This window comes from Enterococcus rotai (assembly GCF_001465345.1).
Taxonomy (GTDB): domain Bacteria; phylum Bacillota; class Bacilli; order Lactobacillales; family Enterococcaceae; genus Enterococcus_L; species Enterococcus_L rotai.
Window position 1 is genome coordinate 1,096,615 of record NZ_CP013655.1, and the last position, 17,307, is coordinate 1,113,921.

Below are 17,307 nucleotides of genomic sequence, written 5' to 3' on the forward strand. Positions count from 1 at the left end.
AAAATTAAAAAATAAAGCAAAACACGAACATTAATTTAAAAATGGTTTTACATCAGATAAAAAAACGAAAATTTGGTTATTCCCTTGTAAAGAAATTTCATTTTGTTATAATCATAAACAATATATTATAAACTTAAGTAGGAGGTACATTCGGGATATGAAACATTCTTTTTGTTTGGAGATTGACGAATCTCTATCTTTAGTCCAGCCAACTCTCGAGATGGCTCAGGAACTTTTTGAAGTTGTTGATTCAGATCGGGATCATTTGAGGAGATTCCTTGATTTTGTGGATTCTTCAACCTCTTTTGAACCACAGGAGCACTATATCAAGATGAAATTAGAAGGCTATATCAAGGGAACAGATCGCTTATTTATTATTGCTTTTGATCAGAAAATAATTGGCTGTATTGATTTACATTTTATTGATACTAACAATAAAAAGGCTGAACTTGGTTACTGGCTTCATTCATCTCAAACCAACAAAGGTTTTATGACAAAAGTAGTTAAAAAGGTTTGTGCAATTGGGTTTGAAGATATGGGGTTAAATAAATTAAGTATTCGAGCGGATACTGAAAATAAAGCAAGTAATGCCGTTGCCCTTAAAAGTGGTTTCTCTTTTGTTGGAACGGATAAAGCAGAAGTTATTATGTATAATGAGTTTAGAGATTTAAATAAATATTCTCTTTTAAAGGCCGATTTCAATTAAAAAGATAGCCCAGGTAAGTTTTCAGTAAACACTTACCTGGGCTATCTTTCTATTTATTCATACTTAGAATTCTTCTCTCGGTGATAGTGAAGCGAACTTATTAAATTCTTTAATAAATAACAGTTCGACAGTTCCTCGAGCACCACTCCGGTTTTTCTCGATAATCACTTCGATCACATTGTCGATTTCTGGCTCTTCACGAGCACCATCCTCGCCTTCTTCCCCACGATCATAGTAATCATCGCGATAAAGAAAAGCTACGATATCCGCATCTTGCTCGATCGATCCAGACTCACGAATATCACTTAACACAGGACGTTTATCCTGACGTTGTTCTACACCACGAGATAATTGAGATAAGGCGATAACAGGAACTTTCAATTCCTTTGCTAGCTTCTTCAATTGACGAGAAATTTCAGATACTTCTTGTTGGCGGCTTTCACGACCCGTTCCTTCAATCAGCTGCAAGTAATCAATCAAAATCAAACCAAGATTGCCACGTTCTTGTGCTAGTTTACGACATTTCGCGCGAATTTCGGTAATTTTAATACCTGGTGTGTCATCGATATAGATTTGTGCTCTAGATAAGCTTCCCATTGCAATGATCAGGTTTTGCCACTCTTCTTCTGATAACTGACCAGTCCGTAAGTGTCCCGCTTCAATCGAACCTTCCGCACAAAGCATCCGGTTAACTAACGATTCCGCCCCCATTTCCAAACTGAAAATAGCAACAGAACGGTCTGTTTTAGTCCCGATATTTTGCGCGATATTCAAGGCAAAGGCCGTTTTACCCACGGCTGGACGAGCAGCTAAAATGATTAATTCTTCTGCTTGTAGCCCAGCTGTCATTTTATCTAAGGCTGGATAACCTGTTGGTAATCCAGTAATGTCTTCATCGTTTTGATACAGTTGGTCAATATTGGCGATTGAAGTGTTCAAGACATCTGCAATCGACAAAAAGCCGCTTCGATTTCTTTTTTCTGAAACCTCTAAGATGCTTCGTTCTGCATCATCTAGAATAGTCTCAACATCTTCCCCCTGTTCAAATCCTTTCGTAACAATCTCTGTAGCAGTTTGAATCAAATTGCGAAGCAATGATTTTTGTTCGACGATTTTTGCATAGTATACAATATTAGCAGCCGTTGGTACAGCTAATGCTAAATCAGATAGATAGCTTAATCCCCCCACGTCTTCTAATAGATTTTCTTGTTCCAAGCGATCTTTGATCGTGATCACATCAATTGCTTCATTTCGATCATTCAAGGTAAGCATAGTCTGAAAAATCAATTGATGATTACGGCGATAAAAATCTTTTGGTTCTATGTATTCTAAAGCATCGATAATAACCTCAGCATCTAAAAAAACTGACCCTAAAACGGCCTGCTCTGCTTCCATACTTTGGGGCGGTACTCGATCTTGCCATACTTCATTCATTTTTTTCTCTCCTATAGCTAAAATTACGCTTTTCAGTCTTTCTATTTTAACAAGAAACAAGCGAAATGTACAATGACATTATCGTTTCATTTTTGATTGGGAATAAGTAAAAAACAGAGGTTAGCCTCTGTTTTTTACTCATTATTCTTCTACAACATGAACTTTGATCGTTGCCGTTACTTCATGATGTAATTTAACTGGAACTTTTGTAAAGCCTAGTGAACGAATCGGTTGTGATAGTTCTAGCTTACGTTTGTCTAATTTGACCTTATATTGCTTGTTTAAGGCTTCTGCGATTTGTTTTGAAGGAATAGACCCAAAGAGACGCCCATCCTCTCCAGCCTTCGCTTTAAGCTCTACAACAGTTTCTTCTTTTTCTAGAAATTCTTGCATTTTTTTGGCTTCCGCTAAAATTTCTGCTTCATGTTTATCTTGTGCTTTCTTTTGCCCAGCTAAAGCACTGATACTCCCTTTATTGGCTTCTTGAGCGTAACCATTTTTGATGAGAAAGTTTTGAGCGTAACCTGTTGGTACTTCTTTGACTTCTCCCTTTTTCCCTTTACCTTTAACGTCTTGTAAAAAAATAACTTTCATACTAGTATTCCTCCTTATTTTTAAAGCATAGAAGTTTATGGAGCTGGATCATACATTACATCTATATTTTGTTGGATCACTTTCAGCAGCTGCTCTTTTACCTCAGCCACTGTTACATTTGTTAATTGTACCGCAGCATTCGTAAAATGACCACCTCCGCCTAAATTTTCCATAATCAGTTGGACGTTGATCGACCCATTACTTCGTGCGCTGATCCCAATTTGCTTATCCGTTCGTTTTGTTATTACAAAAGCTGCGTTGATGCCCACCATCGATAATAATGTATCTGCCGTTTTCGCTGCAGTCACACTATCATATTCCTTCTCTTCACTACCCGTTACAATGACTGTATCAGGTGTAACATACTCACTTTGAGCAATCAAACTGTTCATTTCCAAGTAGCTAGTTAAATCTGAGCTTAATAAATATTGTACTAAAGATGAATCTGCTCCACAAGTTCTTAAATAACTGGCCACATCAAAGGTGCGTGCCGTTGTTCGAACACTAAAACTTTTTGTATCGACTACGATTCCGGCTAGCAATAATGTCGCTTCAAGTTTGTCTAAACTTCTTTGAGCGTTACTTTGGTATTCGATCAACTCAGTTACTAACTCTGAAGCAGATGACGCAGATGATTCAATGTAAGCTAGCAATGGTTTAGCAGGAAATTCATCCCCACGACGATGGTGATCGATAATTACTACTTTATCAAACTGCTCATATAGCTCTTGCGAGATCGAAAGTGACGGTTTATGGTAGTCAACCATAATCAATAGACTGCTGTCTGTTTTTCGTTTCATTGCTTCCTTTGGTGTAATGATTTGCTTCGCCAGCTCAGGATATTTTCCCAGTTCAGCCATTACTCTGTCAACATCAGGAATACTTTCATTTTTATCTAGTACGACCCAAGCTTCCTTATGATGAAATTTAGCTAGTCGTGCCATCCCAAAAGCCGAACCGATCGCATCCATGTCAGGAAAGCGATGTCCCATGATATAAACATCGGATGACTCTGCCAAAATCCCTTGAATTGCTGTACTCATTGCTCTGGAACGAACACGCGTTCTCTTCGCAACGGAAGCTGTTCTACCACCATAAAAAATGGGCTTAGCATTGTCTCTTGCCTCTTTAACTACGACTTGGTCGCCACCTCTAACTAATGCTGTATCCAAGTTTGTTTGGGCGGTATTCCCTGTTTGACTTAATGTTTCACCACCATATGAAATACCCATGCTTAAAGTTATTGGTATTTCTCTTGTACTTGATTCTTTCCTGATCTTATCTAAAATTTGGAATTTAGTGTCCATCATTTTCTTTATATCTTCCAACTGTCCAATGAAGAAATACCGTTCAGCATTCAGTCTTTTGTAAAACACTTGATACTCATCCATCCAATCAGAAACCATTGTAGTGATAAAACTATTCAAGTAAGAAATTTCTTTCTCATCCATACTATCTGTAATATCGTCATAATTATCCACTGATACGATTCCAATTGCTGTCTGCATTTCCAATTTTTCTTGATACAAATTACTCTCTTCTGTAATATCCTTAAAGGTTATCGTGTTTTGACTTGTATCAATATTAAAACGATATACATGATCGCCAACTTTAAATATATCCTTACCTTTTTCAGCTCGTGATACATAGGTTTGTATTAATTCTGAACTGATAAGTGTTTGCCCATCTTTATGAAAAATATCCTCCGCGAACGGATTTAACCACTTTGCTTCTTTTGTGTCTGGATCGTAATTTATGATCCCAACGGACACTTCATTAAAAGCATAATCTAATGACTTTTCTGCAATCGTACTTGCTTCTCTGATTTTTTCTGTGTTGGATATTTCAATTTTTTTGATTAAATAGAAAATCCGATTGATTAATACAAGGTTGAGTATTAATAAGCCAGCTATAATCATGTATTTATTAGATAAGAAGAAAAGCAACATTACTTCTAATAAAAAGAGAACAAATACAGAACCCAAAATCCGTTTCATTCCATTTTTTTTCATTATAAGGACTCCTCCATGTTCTGCAGATAAGGTTATTTTAGCATAAAAAAGTGATTTCTGCGAGTCACTAAATGTTTCACGTGAAACATTCTAAAGCCTCACACAGTTGTTTGTATTTAAACTAAAAAAAGATCAAAGAACTAAACTAGTCCTTTGATCTTTACACAATTCTATATTATTGCTCTTCACCAACAAATGGTAATAAGCCCATGATACGTGCGCGTTTGATTGCAATTGTTAATTTGCGTTGGTTCTTAGCACCAGTACCTGTTACACGACGTGGCAAAATTTTTCCACGTTCAGAAATGAATTTTTTTAATAATTCGATATCTTTATAATCAATATATTCAATATGGTTAGCAGCGATATAATCGACTTTACGACGTTTACGTCCGCCTCTTCTTTGTTGTGCCATTCTTATTCCCTCCTATCAAATTCGTTTAGAATGGTAAATCATCATCTGAAATGTCAATAGTCGAACCTGTCCCACCAAATGGATCAGACTCTCTATCGAAATCAGGCATACCGTTATTGTTAGACTGAGAGGATGATTGATTAAAATTGTTTTGTCCTGAAAAATTATTGTTCTGTGGTTGGAAACTATTTCCGCCACCAGCATTATAGCTAGGTGTTGAATCTGATCCATCTGTTGTTTGTCTTTGTTCTGAAGCAGAACGAGACTCTAACAACTGGAAATTCTCACAAACAACTTCAGTTACGTATACACGTTGACCTTGTTGATTCTCATAATTTCTAGTTTGAATACGACCAGTTACGCCTAATAATGTACCTTTACGCGCATAGTTTGCCATTGTTTCAGCAGGTTTACGCCAAATCACACAGTTAATAAAATCTGCTTCACGATTTCCATTTCCATTCGTAAAGTTACGGTTTACCGCTAAAGTAAATGTCGCAACCGCAGAACCACTAGATGTATATCGTAAATCTGGATCTTTTGTTAGTCTTCCAACTAATACAACGTTGTTAATCATTTAAACATCTCCTTTCGTCAACCCAATGTTTCACGTGAAACATTTTGATTAAACTTCTTCCTTGATAATCATGTGACGGATAATATCGTCATTGATTTTAGCAAGACGATCAAATTCATTGATTGCTCCTGCAGTTGATGGAGAAGATACTTTAACGATATGATAGATGCCTTCACGGAATCCGTTCATTTCATAAGCTAAGCGGCGTTTTTCCCAATCTTTTGATTCGATAACTTCAGCTCCGTTATCTTTTAAGATCGTGTCGAAACGTTCTACTAAAGCAGTTTTTGCTTCTTCATCAATGTTCGGACGAATAATGTACATAACTTCATAATTCGTAACTTGACTCATTGATTTTCACCTCCCTATGGACTTTAGGCTCTTAGTTTGCTAAGAGCAAGGAGAGTTATCTAAAATATATAGACTACTCACAATGTTTCATTATACAGTTAAAAGCTGATAAAATCAAGTATTCTTCGCAATTTTTGATCATTTTTTTTGACAATCATTTTTCTCTCAGGTCTTACTATTAATATACGTGTAAATCAGCTTTTTTTACTTTTTTACTTATGATTTAGGTTATTTATTTTTCATGGTATACTATCCTTGTTCGAAATTACACAAATAATCTAAAGTAGTTTGAAAGGATGCTGTTACATTGAATCAATTGTTAGAATACCAACCGCTCAACCTGTACACGAATTATCTTGAGGCAGCTCGTAATACCCCTGAAACAGCCATTATTCATGATGAACCTCTACCAGCTTTTCCTGAACTTGGAACGAATTACACCTATCAATTAAGTCATGAGGCGATCTTAAACCGCGCTTATCAATTGGCTAGTTTAGGCGTAAAAGCTGAAGATAAAATCATCATTTTCAAAAGCTCAAAATTCGATACGTATCTGTTGGCAGTTGCCGCTTCCTATTTAGGTGCTGTTCCAGCGATGATTTCTTATCATTTCCCAGCTGAAACAATTGAAGTGTTTGTTGATCGTTTGAAAAATCCGTTTATCCTATTTGATGAAGAAACGGCATCAAGAATCGCAAAAGTAAAGAATAGTTCACCCGAAAAACAAATTTCAGTGGCAAACCTTTTACAAGCACCCGCTAATGAGGTCCCTCAAGTAGAATTACCTAAGGATATGATTGCTTACATGACACATACCTCTGGCACAACTGGTATTCCTAAACTAATCTGTCACTCTGCTAATTCTATGGGGTGGCGTACAAAATGGCAAAAAACAATCTTTACAAAAATCGCCGAGAAAAAGCTGGTTGGGTTTCATATTTCGCCTGTTCACTCTCGTTTCAATATTGGGATTTCTTCTTTGATGGCTATGGGTTTCCCGATGATGCCATTATCGATATCGAATAGTGACTCCGTAGCAGAAATGCTCTTAAAATATCAACCAATCGCTCTAGAAACGCATCCAAATAATTTCGTTCAGTGGACATCTCTGGCAAAAAGCCAGCCTGAAGCTTTTGCAAACGTTCGTTATTATCATTCTACTTTCGATGCTATTAATAATGCTACTATGGCGAGCTTCTTAAAAGCTTCAGAAAAAAATGATCCAATTTTCCTTCAAGTTTATGGTCAAAGTGAATGTGGTCCAATGATCCTAAAAGCTCATACATTAGAATCACTTAAACTATCTGATGCTCGTGATATGGGGGTTGGTTTAGAAGGTTTAACTGAAGCACGAATCGCGGATAAGGACGGTAACGTTTTACCGGCTATGACTGATGGTCATATTCAATTCTTGTCTAAAGGACGCGCGCTAACTTACTTTAAAGAAGATGACCGCTTCCAAGCAACTGTTTTTGGTCCTTGGTGGGACAGTGGTGATTATGGCTTTATGGATGAAAATGGGCATTTATTCCTTAAAGACCGTCAAGTCGATTTAATTGATAAAATTGATAGTAATTTAGCGATTGAGGATCATTTATTAGATGCTCTTGATTTTCTTCAAGAAGTGATCATTGTTCGAGCGAAAGATAACTCTCCTCAACCAATCTTAGCTGTTGATCCAAAGCAAGGAATGGACTGGGATGCTTGGTGGGAACAAGTAACTGATTTACCTCACTTGAACAAACCGATTATCATGGATTGGGATGAAATTCCTCGTACAGCAACAATGAAAGTCCAACGATTACAAATTGAGAAAGCCTTGAAAGAAAATTAAAAATCGAGCATAAAAAAATCACAAACTAAGCAAAAAAATTAGTTTGTGATTCTTTTTATTTTACAAATAAGGAGTTGTAAGTTCCATATTTCAATAACGTTTCTTGAGCTAATAAAACACCAATTCCTAATCCATCAGGGACGTTGATTTCCCCTTTTCGAATCTCAAATGGTTCAGTAATAATATCTTCGTAATAATAGCGATCAGAAGCCGAAATATCTCCAGGAAAAGTAAATATTTTTTGAGAGGCAAACTGTAAATTCAACGCTCTACCTACACCAGATTCAAACATTCCACCCAGCCAGACCAGTAATTCTTTTTCTTTGCAAAACTCAACGATTTTCATCGCTTCTGTGAGTCCACCAACTCTAGGAATTTTCAGGTTTATACTCCGACAACTTCCCAACGAAAAAGCCAATTCACAATCTTTAAGTGTTCGAATATTTTCATCCAAGCAGATATCCGTTTTCAGTTCTTTTTGCAATTGTGCATGATCTAAAAAGTCATTCGCTGCAAAAGGTTGTTCGATCATAGCTAAATCATATGCATCCAATTGTTTCAAATGTGAGCTATCTGAAATGGTATAGGCTGAATTAGCATCCACCATCAATAGTATGTCAGGAAATTTATTCCGAATAGCATCAATTGGTTTCAAATCATAACCAGGACGGATCTTTAATTTAATTCGTTGGTATCCTAGTGCTACATATTTAGTGATTTGATCCAATAATTTAGTCAAATCCGTCTGGATACCGACGCTGACACCTACAGGAATTTGTGTTCTAGTATCAGTAAAATACTCTTTTAAACTTTTTCCATTTCGTTTAGCATATAAATCCCAAATTGCTGTTTCAAGGCTAGATTTTGCCATGTGGTTTCCTTTTACTTCGTTAAAAAGCAGTGCTACTTCTTTAGGATGTTGGATGTCTACATTATCCAGTAAAGGAATCAAATGCTTTTGAAGTATGATACGTGCTATATCAATTGTCTCTTCTATGTAATCTGGCTGCTCAAACGGAACCAGTTCGCCAATTCCTTGATTCCCCAGTTCATCGGTCACTAACACAAGATCAAAAGCTTTCTCTGCTAAACGACCATAACTTGTTTCAAAGGGAATCCTTAGTGGCAGCCGAACACGATAACAGTCAATTCGATGAATTTTCAATTATATGTCCTCCTTCAGTTGTTAGCTGTCTTCTGGTGGGCTAGTGACAAATGATGTAACAATTTTCTCAAACGTTTGTGGTTTTTCTAAATGGACGCAGTGACCTGTGTTACTAACGGTTTCAATCAAAAAAGCGGGTTGTCTTTCTTTCATTTCCGCAGCAATCTGTTGAAATTTATGATCTAACTCGCCAACTATTAACAAAGTTGGTACTTTTATCTTATCTAACTCTGGCCAAAAATCTGGCTGAACTCCGGTCCCCATAAACCACAAACTACAGGCAAGTCCAAAATTTCGTTGCGCTAAACGTTCTTGGCGTACAGTTTCCTGAACTTGGATTGATAGTCTTTTTTGGCTAGTAAAAAGAGGTAGATTTTCCCATTTCTCAACAAAAGCTTCGATAGAGTGACTCATAATAAAACCAGCTAAATGTTCATCAGAATATTTGCGTAGTATTCGCTCTGTTTTCCCCTTTAAACCTGGAGATCCGCTTTCTAAGATCAGTTGCTGAATCTTTTGAGGAAATAAGCGGGCGAATCCTAAAGCTGCTCTAGCGCCCATTGAATAGCCTAATAACGAAAACTTGAAAATACCTAGCTGCTCAGTCAATATGGCAATATCTTGACACAAGCAATCCATCTGATAGCGATATGGATGGACATAACAGTCGGTTTTTCCATGACCAATTAAATCAATCGCTAAAATATTGAACTCTAGTTCTTTTAGAAAAACAGGCGCAAATGTCTGGCTAGTACCTGTAAATCCATGAAAGCAAACCACCGTTGATCGGTTCGCTTTGTACTCTGAAAACCACTCATAATAATAATTTACGCCATTTATCGTTGCATTCATTGTTTTTCCCTTAGCTTTTCTTTTAATTCCATCATTACTTTTTCGTATAGTTGAACATTTTCTTGACGATCACCAACAACTTCAATAATTTGAAATGCAGGCTGTTTTTGTGTTGTTTCCAATAATACCGCCAACTGTTCTAAACTTTCAGCTTTGACATAGTTTGCATCATATAATTGTGCAACTAAAGAAAAATCTAAATCGATCGGTGTTCCGAAAATTGGTTCAAAATCCTCCGCTGCTAACTGACGTTGTGAAAGAAAAGAGAAAATACCGCCACCATTATTGTTCAGTAAAACAATCGTCAATGGTAAGTTATAACGTTTAGCCAATAATAACCCGTTCATATCATGATACATCGCCAAATCACCAATCAACAACACATTCTGACGCTCTGGATTTATTGCACACATCCCCAACGCCGTTGAGATAATCCCATCAATGCCATTGATCCCACGATTTCCAAATAATTGATAATGATTCGATTCAGCTGTTGAAAACCGGTCTAGAAAGCGAATTGCATTACTGTTAGAAACAAACAACTGACCGTTATCGGCCATTTTCTTATGGACAAGCAGACTTGCTGATGTTTCGTTTAATGTTTTCATTTCGCTAAGTTCATTTAATTGCTGTTCTGTTACTTCTTGCCAAGTAATCCATTGATTGCTCCATGAGTCCACAGTTTTTATTTCAACTTTATCAATGATTGTTTGAACAAAAGCTTGTTCTTCGACTTGGATCGCAACTTGTGTTTGTTTTAATTGGTCTTGCCACTCACCTGTTTCATCAACAAAATACATTGTAGTCTTATCCTCAAGTGATTGTAGCCAAAACATTGTATTTTTGGAAATAGGTAACATTCCAAAGCGAACTACTACTTCTGGATATTGGATCATTTCAACTTCTTGGATAAATAGATCCGCACAACTCATGATCAACGGACTGTTTTTGCCGCAAGTTGTGATATTTGCCAACGGATCGCTAATGATTGGCCAGTTTAAGGTTTCAGCTAATTTAATAAATACCTCAGCTTCTTCTGATGTATGATTGCCGCCTACGACTAAAATACCTTTCTTCCCTTGCCAAGCATCAACACAGTTGATTATCTGTTCTTTTGACAGTTGCTTTTTACCTGCCAAAATAGCAGTTGTTTTTTCAGCGATCAATGATCGATCTAAATTTGGTAATAACGGTTCTCGTAATGGAAAATTCAAATGAATAGGACCTTTAGGGACTTGACAGGCTGTATCTGTCGCTCGCATTCCTTGCCAATAAGCATAATCCAACATTGTTTTCGTACCTTCTGGAATAGCCATCTCGATAAACTCTTTGACATGACCTTGAAACAAGTGGAATTGGTCCATTGCTTGCGGCGCACCAACTTGACGTAATTCATGTGGCCGGTCTGTAGTCAAAACGATCAACGGCATATGACTAGCATATGCTTCACAAATTGCTGGATAGTAATTGGCAGCAGCGGTTCCTGATGTACATAATAGAACAACCGGCTTACTGCTTGCTTTACTTAACCCTAATGCAAAGAAAGCTGCAGATCGCTCATCCACTTCGATAAACGTTTTGATTTGTTCTTGTCGATGCAATAATAAAGCGAGTGGTGTGGAACGTGAACCTGGACTTATCACAGCTTGTTCTACACCACTACTGATCATTCCTTCAACAAAGGTTTGTAAATAATTCGTCATATCACTTTGATTTGTCACGATCTTCCCCGCCTATTCCTCTTAACATCGGTTGAAATTTGATTTTTGTCTCGATTCGTTCTTGTTCTGCTTGAGAATCTTTAACGATCCCGCAACCTGCATATAAATAACCAATCGCCCCCGTAAACACTGCTGAACGAATCCCTACGGCAAATTCGCCAATATCTTCTTTAATCGCAACCCAGCCGATTGGAGCACCATATAATCCTCTATCCAACTGTTCATGCTCCTTAAGCCACGCTATAGCTAATTCCTTTGGTTCTCCGCCTAATGCTGGTGTTGGATGTAGTTGCTGAACTCCCTTCAAGAATCGATAAGCTTTTTGCCGATTTCCTTCGATCGGTAAGTACAAATGCTGAATATCACGATTCTTTAACAGTTGTGGCGTTGCTGCTTGAATCGTAGTCCCTGTCATCTGTTCTAACTCTTTGATGATTCTATCGACCACGATTTTGTGCTCTTGCTTATTTTTCAAATCATTTAGCAAATAATGACCTAGTGATTCATCTTCACTTTCGGTTGTTCCACGTGAAACAGAACCTGCGATACTAGCAGTTGAAAAGGTTTCTTTAGAAGCTTTTAATAAGCGTTCCGGTGTAGCACCAATAAAGATTTGTTCATCCGATTCTAAAACAAAAAAATACGTATTCGTTTGCTGTTGTTGGAGATTTTGTAAAATAACCTCCGCTTGAAAGGGTTGATCACTCTCCACTTCCATCCGTCTGGCTAAAACAACTTTTTTTAACGGACCTGCTTCTCGCAATTTCGCTACAGTGTCGTCAACGACCGTCATCCACTCTGAGACCGCAATTTCTTCTGCTTTGATTTGTGCAGGTCCTTTTTTCGCTACTTTTTCAGTTTCCATAACGCTTGCAAACTCTACTGTGAGTTGTTGCCACTTTTTCTGTAATATATCTTCAGTTTCAGCACTGAAATTCATTGTAAGGTACTGTTTTCCATCGGTTTCTGTCAGTAAAAAGGTTGGCAAATAGAATAGCCCTTGCTCCATGCGCCCCCAATCATTTTGCTCGGTTGGTTTGTTATCAAAAGCAAAGCCACCAAACAAAATGGCACCCGTTCCCGTAATAAAGTTGTTTTGATAAATTTTTGCTTTTTCCTCTAAAATAAATGCATCGACTTTTTCAAAAGATGCCTGATCATCCGTCAGTTCTTTTGCTTTACCGAAACCAACTAGCGTAAAGTTTTTTTCTGGTGTTTGCCAATAAAAACGTTCGCCTCTATATTTTTTTTGCCCCTTCTCAAAAAAAGTACGCAAAGAATCTTGGTTTTCATTTATTTCTTTGACCCAGCTAAATTGTCGATAGCCTTTTTCAAAAGCTTGTACTAATTCTTTAGGAATGCTCATTTGTTTAAAAAAGCCTCCCTTTCTATTGTTGTTAAACGGTGTTTCGCTAATTTCCCACTAGCTGTTTTTGGGAGCGAGTGGCATAAATAAACCCGTTTAGGTAGTTTATATTTTGCTAAATATTGTTTTGCAAAAGCGTTTATCATTTCTGCTGTGATCGAAGGTGCACCAACAATATACGCTACAGGAACTGCATCCCATTTTTCATCGGGCTCGCCAATGACTGCAACTTCTTTTACTCCCGGAAATTCTTGTAAAACATGTTCAATTTCTGTAGGATAGATGTTTTCCCCGCCTGAAATGATCAATTCACTTAAACGGCTGACCAAATAAAGATATCCATCTTCATCCAGATACCCCATATCCCCCGTTTTGAACCAGCCATCTGGCGTCCATTTTACGGTTTGCCATTGTTCACCATTTAAATAGTGACGAACGACATTTTTCCCTTTTAATAGAATCTCACCGACGTTGTTAGGCTCTAGCTGTTTTTCATTAGCATCAATGATCTTGATCGCGATGCCCGTCAAAGGTTTACCTGCTGAACCAATTTTTTTCGCAGCATCTTCAAAGCTTAAAGCCACGACTTGTGAACAGGTTTCAGTCATTCCATATGACTGAATCACAGGAATACCATAACTTTCGCATTTTTCCAAAGCTTTAGGTGAAATCGGGCCGCCTCCAAGCAACATTGCTTTAAAAGTTGAGCTGTAGCCGTTCTTAGGATAATGTTCTAGCAACTCCCGCAACATGACCGCCACGACCGAAATCACCGTTCCCCGACCATCAGCTAGATCTTCCGTCACTGTTTTTGCCTCAAATTTACTATATAAACGTAAACTGCAACCTAATACTAATTGACGAATTATGATTGACAGCCCACTGATATGAAATAAAGGGACCGAACATAGCCAACAATCTGCTTCTGTGATTTTCATGTTTTCTTGCGTTGCTAAAGCACTAGCCAAATGATTACTAAAACACTGCACAACACCTTTGGGATTCCCTGTAGTACCTGATGTATACATGATCGAAGCTGTTGCATCAAGTTGATAGGTAGCAGTGGTTTCACTTGTTGATAAAACGCTATTTTCAGGCTGTACCATTTCAATTACAGTTAAAAAGTCCAATTTAGCAAAAAAGGACAAACTTTCCGTAGCAACCACTACCTGATTTACCTTAGCATCCGTCAATTGATAACGAAGTTCTTGTATGCTTAATTGCGTATTTAGCAAAACCAGTTCTTTCCCTAACTCCCACAAAGCAAGAATTGAAAAATACATTTCTTTTGAATTACGGCTAAATAGACCAATTCTTTTTTCTTTATTGGGAATTTTCATAGAAAATGTATCTACCCACTGTTTGACTTCCTGCCCAACTTCAGCAAATGACCATATTTCATCCTGCCAATAAAAAACAGGATGATCGGGTCTTTCATTTACTTGTTTTTGCAGCCAACTACTCATGTTTTTCACCCTTTATGGAAATTTAGGAAATTGATCGAAATCTGGGTCGCGTTTTTCTTTAAATGAATCACGGCCTTCTTTTGCTTCATCCATTGTGTAATAAAGCAACGTTGCATCACCTGCTAATTGCTGAATTCCAGCTAGTCCATCGGTATCAGCATTTAAAGAAGCTTTGATCATACGTAATGCAAGAGGGCTTTTCTTCAACATTTCTTCTGCCCATTCCATCGTAACATCCTCTACTTCAGCTAATGGAACAACCGTATTGATCCAGCCCATATCCAATGCTTCTTCAGCTGAATATTGTTTGCATAGGAACCAAACTTCTTTGGCTTTTTTATGACCCACTACACGAGCTAAATAACCAGAACCATAACCGCCGTCAAAACTACCTACATTTGGTCCAGTTTGACCGAATTTAGCATTATCTGCTGCAATCGTTAAATCACAAACCAGTTGAAGGACATTTCCCCCACCGATCGAATAGCCTTTAACCATAGCGATAACAGGTTTTGGAATCACACGAATCAAACGTTGTAAGTCTAATACATTCAAACGAGGAACACTATCTTCCCCTACATAACCACCATGTCCACGGACTTTTTGATCCCCACCGGAACAAAATGCTTTGTCGCCTGCACCTGTCAAAATAATCACACCAACATCTTGTTTATCACGACTAATGTTAAACGCATCAATCATTTCCATGACCGTTTTTGGTGTAAAGGCATTGTGCACCTGAGGACGATTAATCGTGATTTTCGCCACTTTACCTTCTTGTTCAAATAAAATTTCATCGTATTCTTTAATCGTTGTCCAGTTTCTCATGAGGAAACCTCCTTATAATTTTAAAAGCGGAACAAATCAGTTAATCCTGTAGAAAATTAGGAAATTGGCATTGAAACGTTTTTTGGTTCACTGACAATTTATCTATTTTCCTAAGGATTGATTTGTGCAGCTAGATAGCTTTAAAAGTGTAGTGGGCTCGTCCAGCCTCGACTGGAAAATAGGAAATTATGACTGAGTTTTTTCCCTTATTCAATTTTTTTCTTTTCCCGAGGAGTTAGCTTATATAGCAATATTAGTTTTCAATGCCTCTATTATACACAAATATGGATATTTTAGAATGATAGACGGTTTAGAGAATGATAAAAGCAAATAAAATTTTACTAGCAGAAGCAAGCTTTTTTGCGAAAATAAAAAACCTCTCCCGAAAAAAATACTAAGTATTTCTCCAAAGGTAAGGTTCTTTTAATTTGAAATTATAGGTTTATAGTTTCTCTCCATTACTCTTCACAACTTGTTTATACCAATCAAAACTAGCTTTTTTATATCGTTTCCCGCTACCTCTACCATAATCATCCAAATCAACATAAATAAAGCCATAACGTTTGCTCATTTCTGAAGATGAACAACTAACTAAATCGATTGGTCCCCAAGGATAAAAGCCAATTACTTCCACACCATCTTTAATAGCTTCCTTCATTTCTGTAATATGTGTTTTAAAGAAATCAATCCGATAATTATCATGAATACACTTGTTTTTATCTAATTCTTCATAGAAGCCCATCCCATTTTCTGTAATCATTATGGGGAGTTGGTAACGGTCATACCATTCGTTCAATGCCACTCGCAATCCAATCGGATCATATGACCAACCCCAGTCATTTTGTTTTAAATAAGGGTTCGTTGTAGTTGGCTTATCTGTTTGAATTCGTTCAGCATCAGTAATTTGTGTATAGTAGTATGAAAATGTAACAAAATCTACAGTATTTTTAAAATCCTCTTCATCTTGTTCTCCAAAAACGATATTGATTCCTTTTTCTTCAAAAAAGCGATAGGCATAATTTGGATATTTTCCTCGACTTAGTATATCTGAATAGAAGAATTCCATTTGATTATATTTAAGACTAGCCAATACATCTTCAGGTTTACACGTTGCTGGATACGTATTACCATAGTAGGACATCATTCCAATTTGAAAATCTGGACGAATTTCTTTACCAATTTTAATGGCACGGCTACAGGCAACTAATTCATTATGAGCACCTTGATATTTTGCTTCAATGAGATTTTCTACTCGATCGGAAGGAATACCTAAATGATTAAAAGATTCATGCGTAATTAGGTTCATCTGATTCACTAAAATCCAATAGTTAACTTTATTTTTGTATCGTTTAAAGACAGTTTCAGCAAAGTTCGTATAAAAATCAATCATCTTTCGATTAGACCATCCGTTGTATTCAGTAGCAAGATAAATTGGCATTTCATAATGAGAAATTGTAATTAATGGCTCCATTCCGTTCTTCAAAATTGCATCAAGCAAACGATCATAAAATGCTAGACCTTCTTCATTTGGTTCTGTTTCATCACCATTAGGAAAAATTCTTGCCCAACTTATAGATGTACGAAAAGAATTCATTCCAGTTTCCGCCAATAACGCTAAGTCTTCTTCAAAAGTATGATAAAAATCTATTGCTGTCCGTTTAGGATAGATTCCATCTGTATCATTTAGAGCTTCTTCAATATCCACCATACTAATCTCTTTGTTTCCTTTTTTCTTAATATCAATATCATCTCGAAAACGGTTAATATCAGCTACACTAAGACCTTTACCGCCTTCTAAGTAGGCTCCTTCTAGCTGATTAGCCGCAACAGCACCACCCCAGAAAAAGTTTTCGGGAAATGTTTTTGGATTTTTTTTCATTTTATTTCTTCCTTTCATAATAAGTAATATGTGAAAAAGAAAGTAAAAATCCCTTCCACAATGATTTAAGTTCATCATAAGTGGAAAGGATTTGGATTCCTATTCTT

Annotated in this window: 15 protein-coding genes; 2 read left to right on the forward strand and 13 right to left on the reverse strand. The window is 37.0% G+C overall.

Annotated elements, in window-relative coordinates; translation table 11 throughout:
• The first annotated feature begins 157 nt into the window (after nt 1–157).
• Nucleotides 158–706 carry a GNAT family N-acetyltransferase gene (locus ATZ35_RS05120; protein WP_208929796.1) on the forward strand — a complete coding sequence of 183 codons (549 nt, stop codon included), beginning with the start codon at nt 158–160 and terminating at the stop codon, nt 704–706.
• A gap of 63 nt (nt 707–769) precedes the next feature.
• Here ATZ35_RS05120 and dnaB read toward each other — a convergent pair whose 3' ends face one another.
• The 6 genes from dnaB to rpsF all read right to left on the reverse strand — a co-directional run bounded on the left by dnaB (nt 770) and on the right by rpsF (nt 6,089).
• Nucleotides 770–2,140 carry a replicative DNA helicase gene (gene dnaB / locus ATZ35_RS05125; RefSeq protein ID WP_208929797.1) on the reverse strand — a complete coding sequence of 457 codons (1,371 nt, stop codon included), beginning with the start codon at nt 2,138–2,140 and terminating at the stop codon, nt 770–772.
• A gap of 141 nt (nt 2,141–2,281) precedes the next feature.
• Nucleotides 2,282–2,734: a 50S ribosomal protein L9 gene (gene rplI, locus ATZ35_RS05130; protein WP_069653499.1), complete on the reverse strand. Its 453-nt coding sequence runs from the start codon at nt 2,732–2,734 to the stop codon at nt 2,282–2,284.
• Between the two features lie 35 nt (nt 2,735–2,769).
• A complete protein-coding gene (locus ATZ35_RS05135) occupies nt 2,770–4,746 on the reverse strand; it encodes a DHH family phosphoesterase (RefSeq protein WP_208929798.1) in 1,977 nt (658 codons plus the stop codon).
• A gap of 175 nt (nt 4,747–4,921) precedes the next feature.
• On the reverse strand, nt 4,922–5,161 hold the full coding sequence (gene rpsR / locus ATZ35_RS05140; RefSeq protein WP_010762117.1) for a 30S ribosomal protein S18: 240 nt from the start codon (nt 5,159–5,161) through the stop codon (nt 4,922–4,924).
• A 25-nt stretch (nt 5,162–5,186) separates the two neighbouring features.
• A complete protein-coding gene (gene ssb, locus ATZ35_RS05145) occupies nt 5,187–5,738 on the reverse strand; it encodes a single-stranded DNA-binding protein (RefSeq protein WP_208929799.1) in 552 nt (183 codons plus the stop codon).
• 48 nt (nt 5,739–5,786) lie between these two features.
• Nucleotides 5,787–6,089 carry a 30S ribosomal protein S6 gene (rpsF, locus tag ATZ35_RS05150; RefSeq protein WP_010766612.1) on the reverse strand — a complete coding sequence of 101 codons (303 nt, stop codon included), beginning with the start codon at nt 6,087–6,089 and terminating at the stop codon, nt 5,787–5,789.
• Nucleotides 6,090–6,396: 307 nt separating this feature from the next.
• Here rpsF and ATZ35_RS05155 point away from each other — a divergent pair, with 307 nt between their 5' ends.
• Entirely contained in the window at nt 6,397–7,923 is a 1,527-nt protein-coding gene (locus ATZ35_RS05155) for an AMP-binding protein (RefSeq protein ID WP_208929800.1), read from the forward strand.
• 55 nt (nt 7,924–7,978) lie between these two features.
• Here ATZ35_RS05155 and menC read toward each other — a convergent pair whose 3' ends face one another.
• The 7 genes from menC to ATZ35_RS05190 all read right to left on the reverse strand — a co-directional run bounded on the left by menC (nt 7,979) and on the right by ATZ35_RS05190 (nt 17,200).
• The gene (gene menC, locus ATZ35_RS05160; protein WP_208929801.1) at nt 7,979–9,088 is read right to left on the reverse strand and encodes an o-succinylbenzoate synthase; all 1,110 of its coding nucleotides are present in this window, start codon (nt 9,086–9,088) and stop codon (nt 7,979–7,981) included.
• A 21-nt stretch (nt 9,089–9,109) separates the two neighbouring features.
• Nucleotides 9,110–9,940: a 2-succinyl-6-hydroxy-2,4-cyclohexadiene-1-carboxylate synthase gene (menH, locus tag ATZ35_RS05165; protein WP_208929802.1), complete on the reverse strand. Its 831-nt coding sequence runs from the start codon at nt 9,938–9,940 to the stop codon at nt 9,110–9,112.
• Nucleotides 9,937–11,661: a 2-succinyl-5-enolpyruvyl-6-hydroxy-3-cyclohexene-1-carboxylic-acid synthase gene (menD, locus tag ATZ35_RS05170; RefSeq protein ID WP_208929803.1), complete on the reverse strand. Its 1,725-nt coding sequence runs from the start codon at nt 11,659–11,661 to the stop codon at nt 9,937–9,939. Before menD ends, menH begins: the two co-directional genes overlap by 4 nt.
• Nucleotides 11,645–13,027: an isochorismate synthase gene (locus tag ATZ35_RS05175; protein WP_208929804.1), complete on the reverse strand. Its 1,383-nt coding sequence runs from the start codon at nt 13,025–13,027 to the stop codon at nt 11,645–11,647. Before ATZ35_RS05175 ends, menD begins: the two co-directional genes overlap by 17 nt.
• Nucleotides 13,024–14,493: an o-succinylbenzoate--CoA ligase gene (locus ATZ35_RS05180; protein WP_208929805.1), complete on the reverse strand. Its 1,470-nt coding sequence runs from the start codon at nt 14,491–14,493 to the stop codon at nt 13,024–13,026. The genes ATZ35_RS05175 and ATZ35_RS05180 overlap by 4 nt, the downstream gene beginning before the upstream one ends.
• Before the next feature lie 12 nt (nt 14,494–14,505).
• Nucleotides 14,506–15,321 carry a 1,4-dihydroxy-2-naphthoyl-CoA synthase gene (gene menB / locus ATZ35_RS05185; RefSeq protein WP_010770283.1) on the reverse strand — a complete coding sequence of 272 codons (816 nt, stop codon included), beginning with the start codon at nt 15,319–15,321 and terminating at the stop codon, nt 14,506–14,508.
• A gap of 442 nt (nt 15,322–15,763) precedes the next feature.
• Nucleotides 15,764–17,200 (reverse strand): glycoside hydrolase family 1 protein, encoded by a 1,437-nt coding sequence (locus ATZ35_RS05190; protein ID WP_208929806.1) that lies wholly within the window; start codon nt 17,198–17,200, stop codon nt 15,764–15,766.
• Nucleotides 17,201–17,307: the final 107 nt, after the last annotated feature.

What these genes read in the sequence shown, in the direction of transcription:
- rpsR (WP_010762117.1), bottom strand. Translation starts at nt 5,161, where the DNA reads ATGGCACAACAAAGAAGAGGCGGACGTAAACGTCGTAAAGTCGATTAT.
- ATZ35_RS05175 (WP_208929804.1), bottom strand. Translation starts at nt 13,027, where the DNA reads ATGAGCATTCCTAAAGAATTAGTACAAGCTTTTGAAAAAGGCTATCGA.
- menB (WP_010770283.1), bottom strand. Translation starts at nt 15,321, where the DNA reads ATGAGAAACTGGACAACGATTAAAGAATACGATGAAATTTTATTTGAA.
- ATZ35_RS05190 (WP_208929806.1), bottom strand. Translation starts at nt 17,200, where the DNA reads ATGAAAAAAAATCCAAAAACATTTCCCGAAAACTTTTTCTGGGGTGGT.
- dnaB (WP_208929797.1), bottom strand. Translation starts at nt 2,140, where the DNA reads ATGAATGAAGTATGGCAAGATCGAGTACCGCCCCAAAGTATGGAAGCA.
- ssb (WP_208929799.1), bottom strand. Translation starts at nt 5,738, where the DNA reads ATGATTAACAACGTTGTATTAGTTGGAAGACTAACAAAAGATCCAGAT.
- ATZ35_RS05120 (WP_208929796.1), top strand. Translation starts at nt 158, where the DNA reads ATGAAACATTCTTTTTGTTTGGAGATTGACGAATCTCTATCTTTAGTC.
- menH (WP_208929802.1), bottom strand. Translation starts at nt 9,940, where the DNA reads ATGAATGCAACGATAAATGGCGTAAATTATTATTATGAGTGGTTTTCA.
- ATZ35_RS05135 (WP_208929798.1), bottom strand. Translation starts at nt 4,746, where the DNA reads ATGAAAAAAAATGGAATGAAACGGATTTTGGGTTCTGTATTTGTTCTC.
- ATZ35_RS05180 (WP_208929805.1), bottom strand. Translation starts at nt 14,493, where the DNA reads ATGAGTAGTTGGCTGCAAAAACAAGTAAATGAAAGACCCGATCATCCT.
- rplI (WP_069653499.1), bottom strand. Translation starts at nt 2,734, where the DNA reads ATGAAAGTTATTTTTTTACAAGACGTTAAAGGTAAAGGGAAAAAGGGA.
- rpsF (WP_010766612.1), bottom strand. Translation starts at nt 6,089, where the DNA reads ATGAGTCAAGTTACGAATTATGAAGTTATGTACATTATTCGTCCGAAC.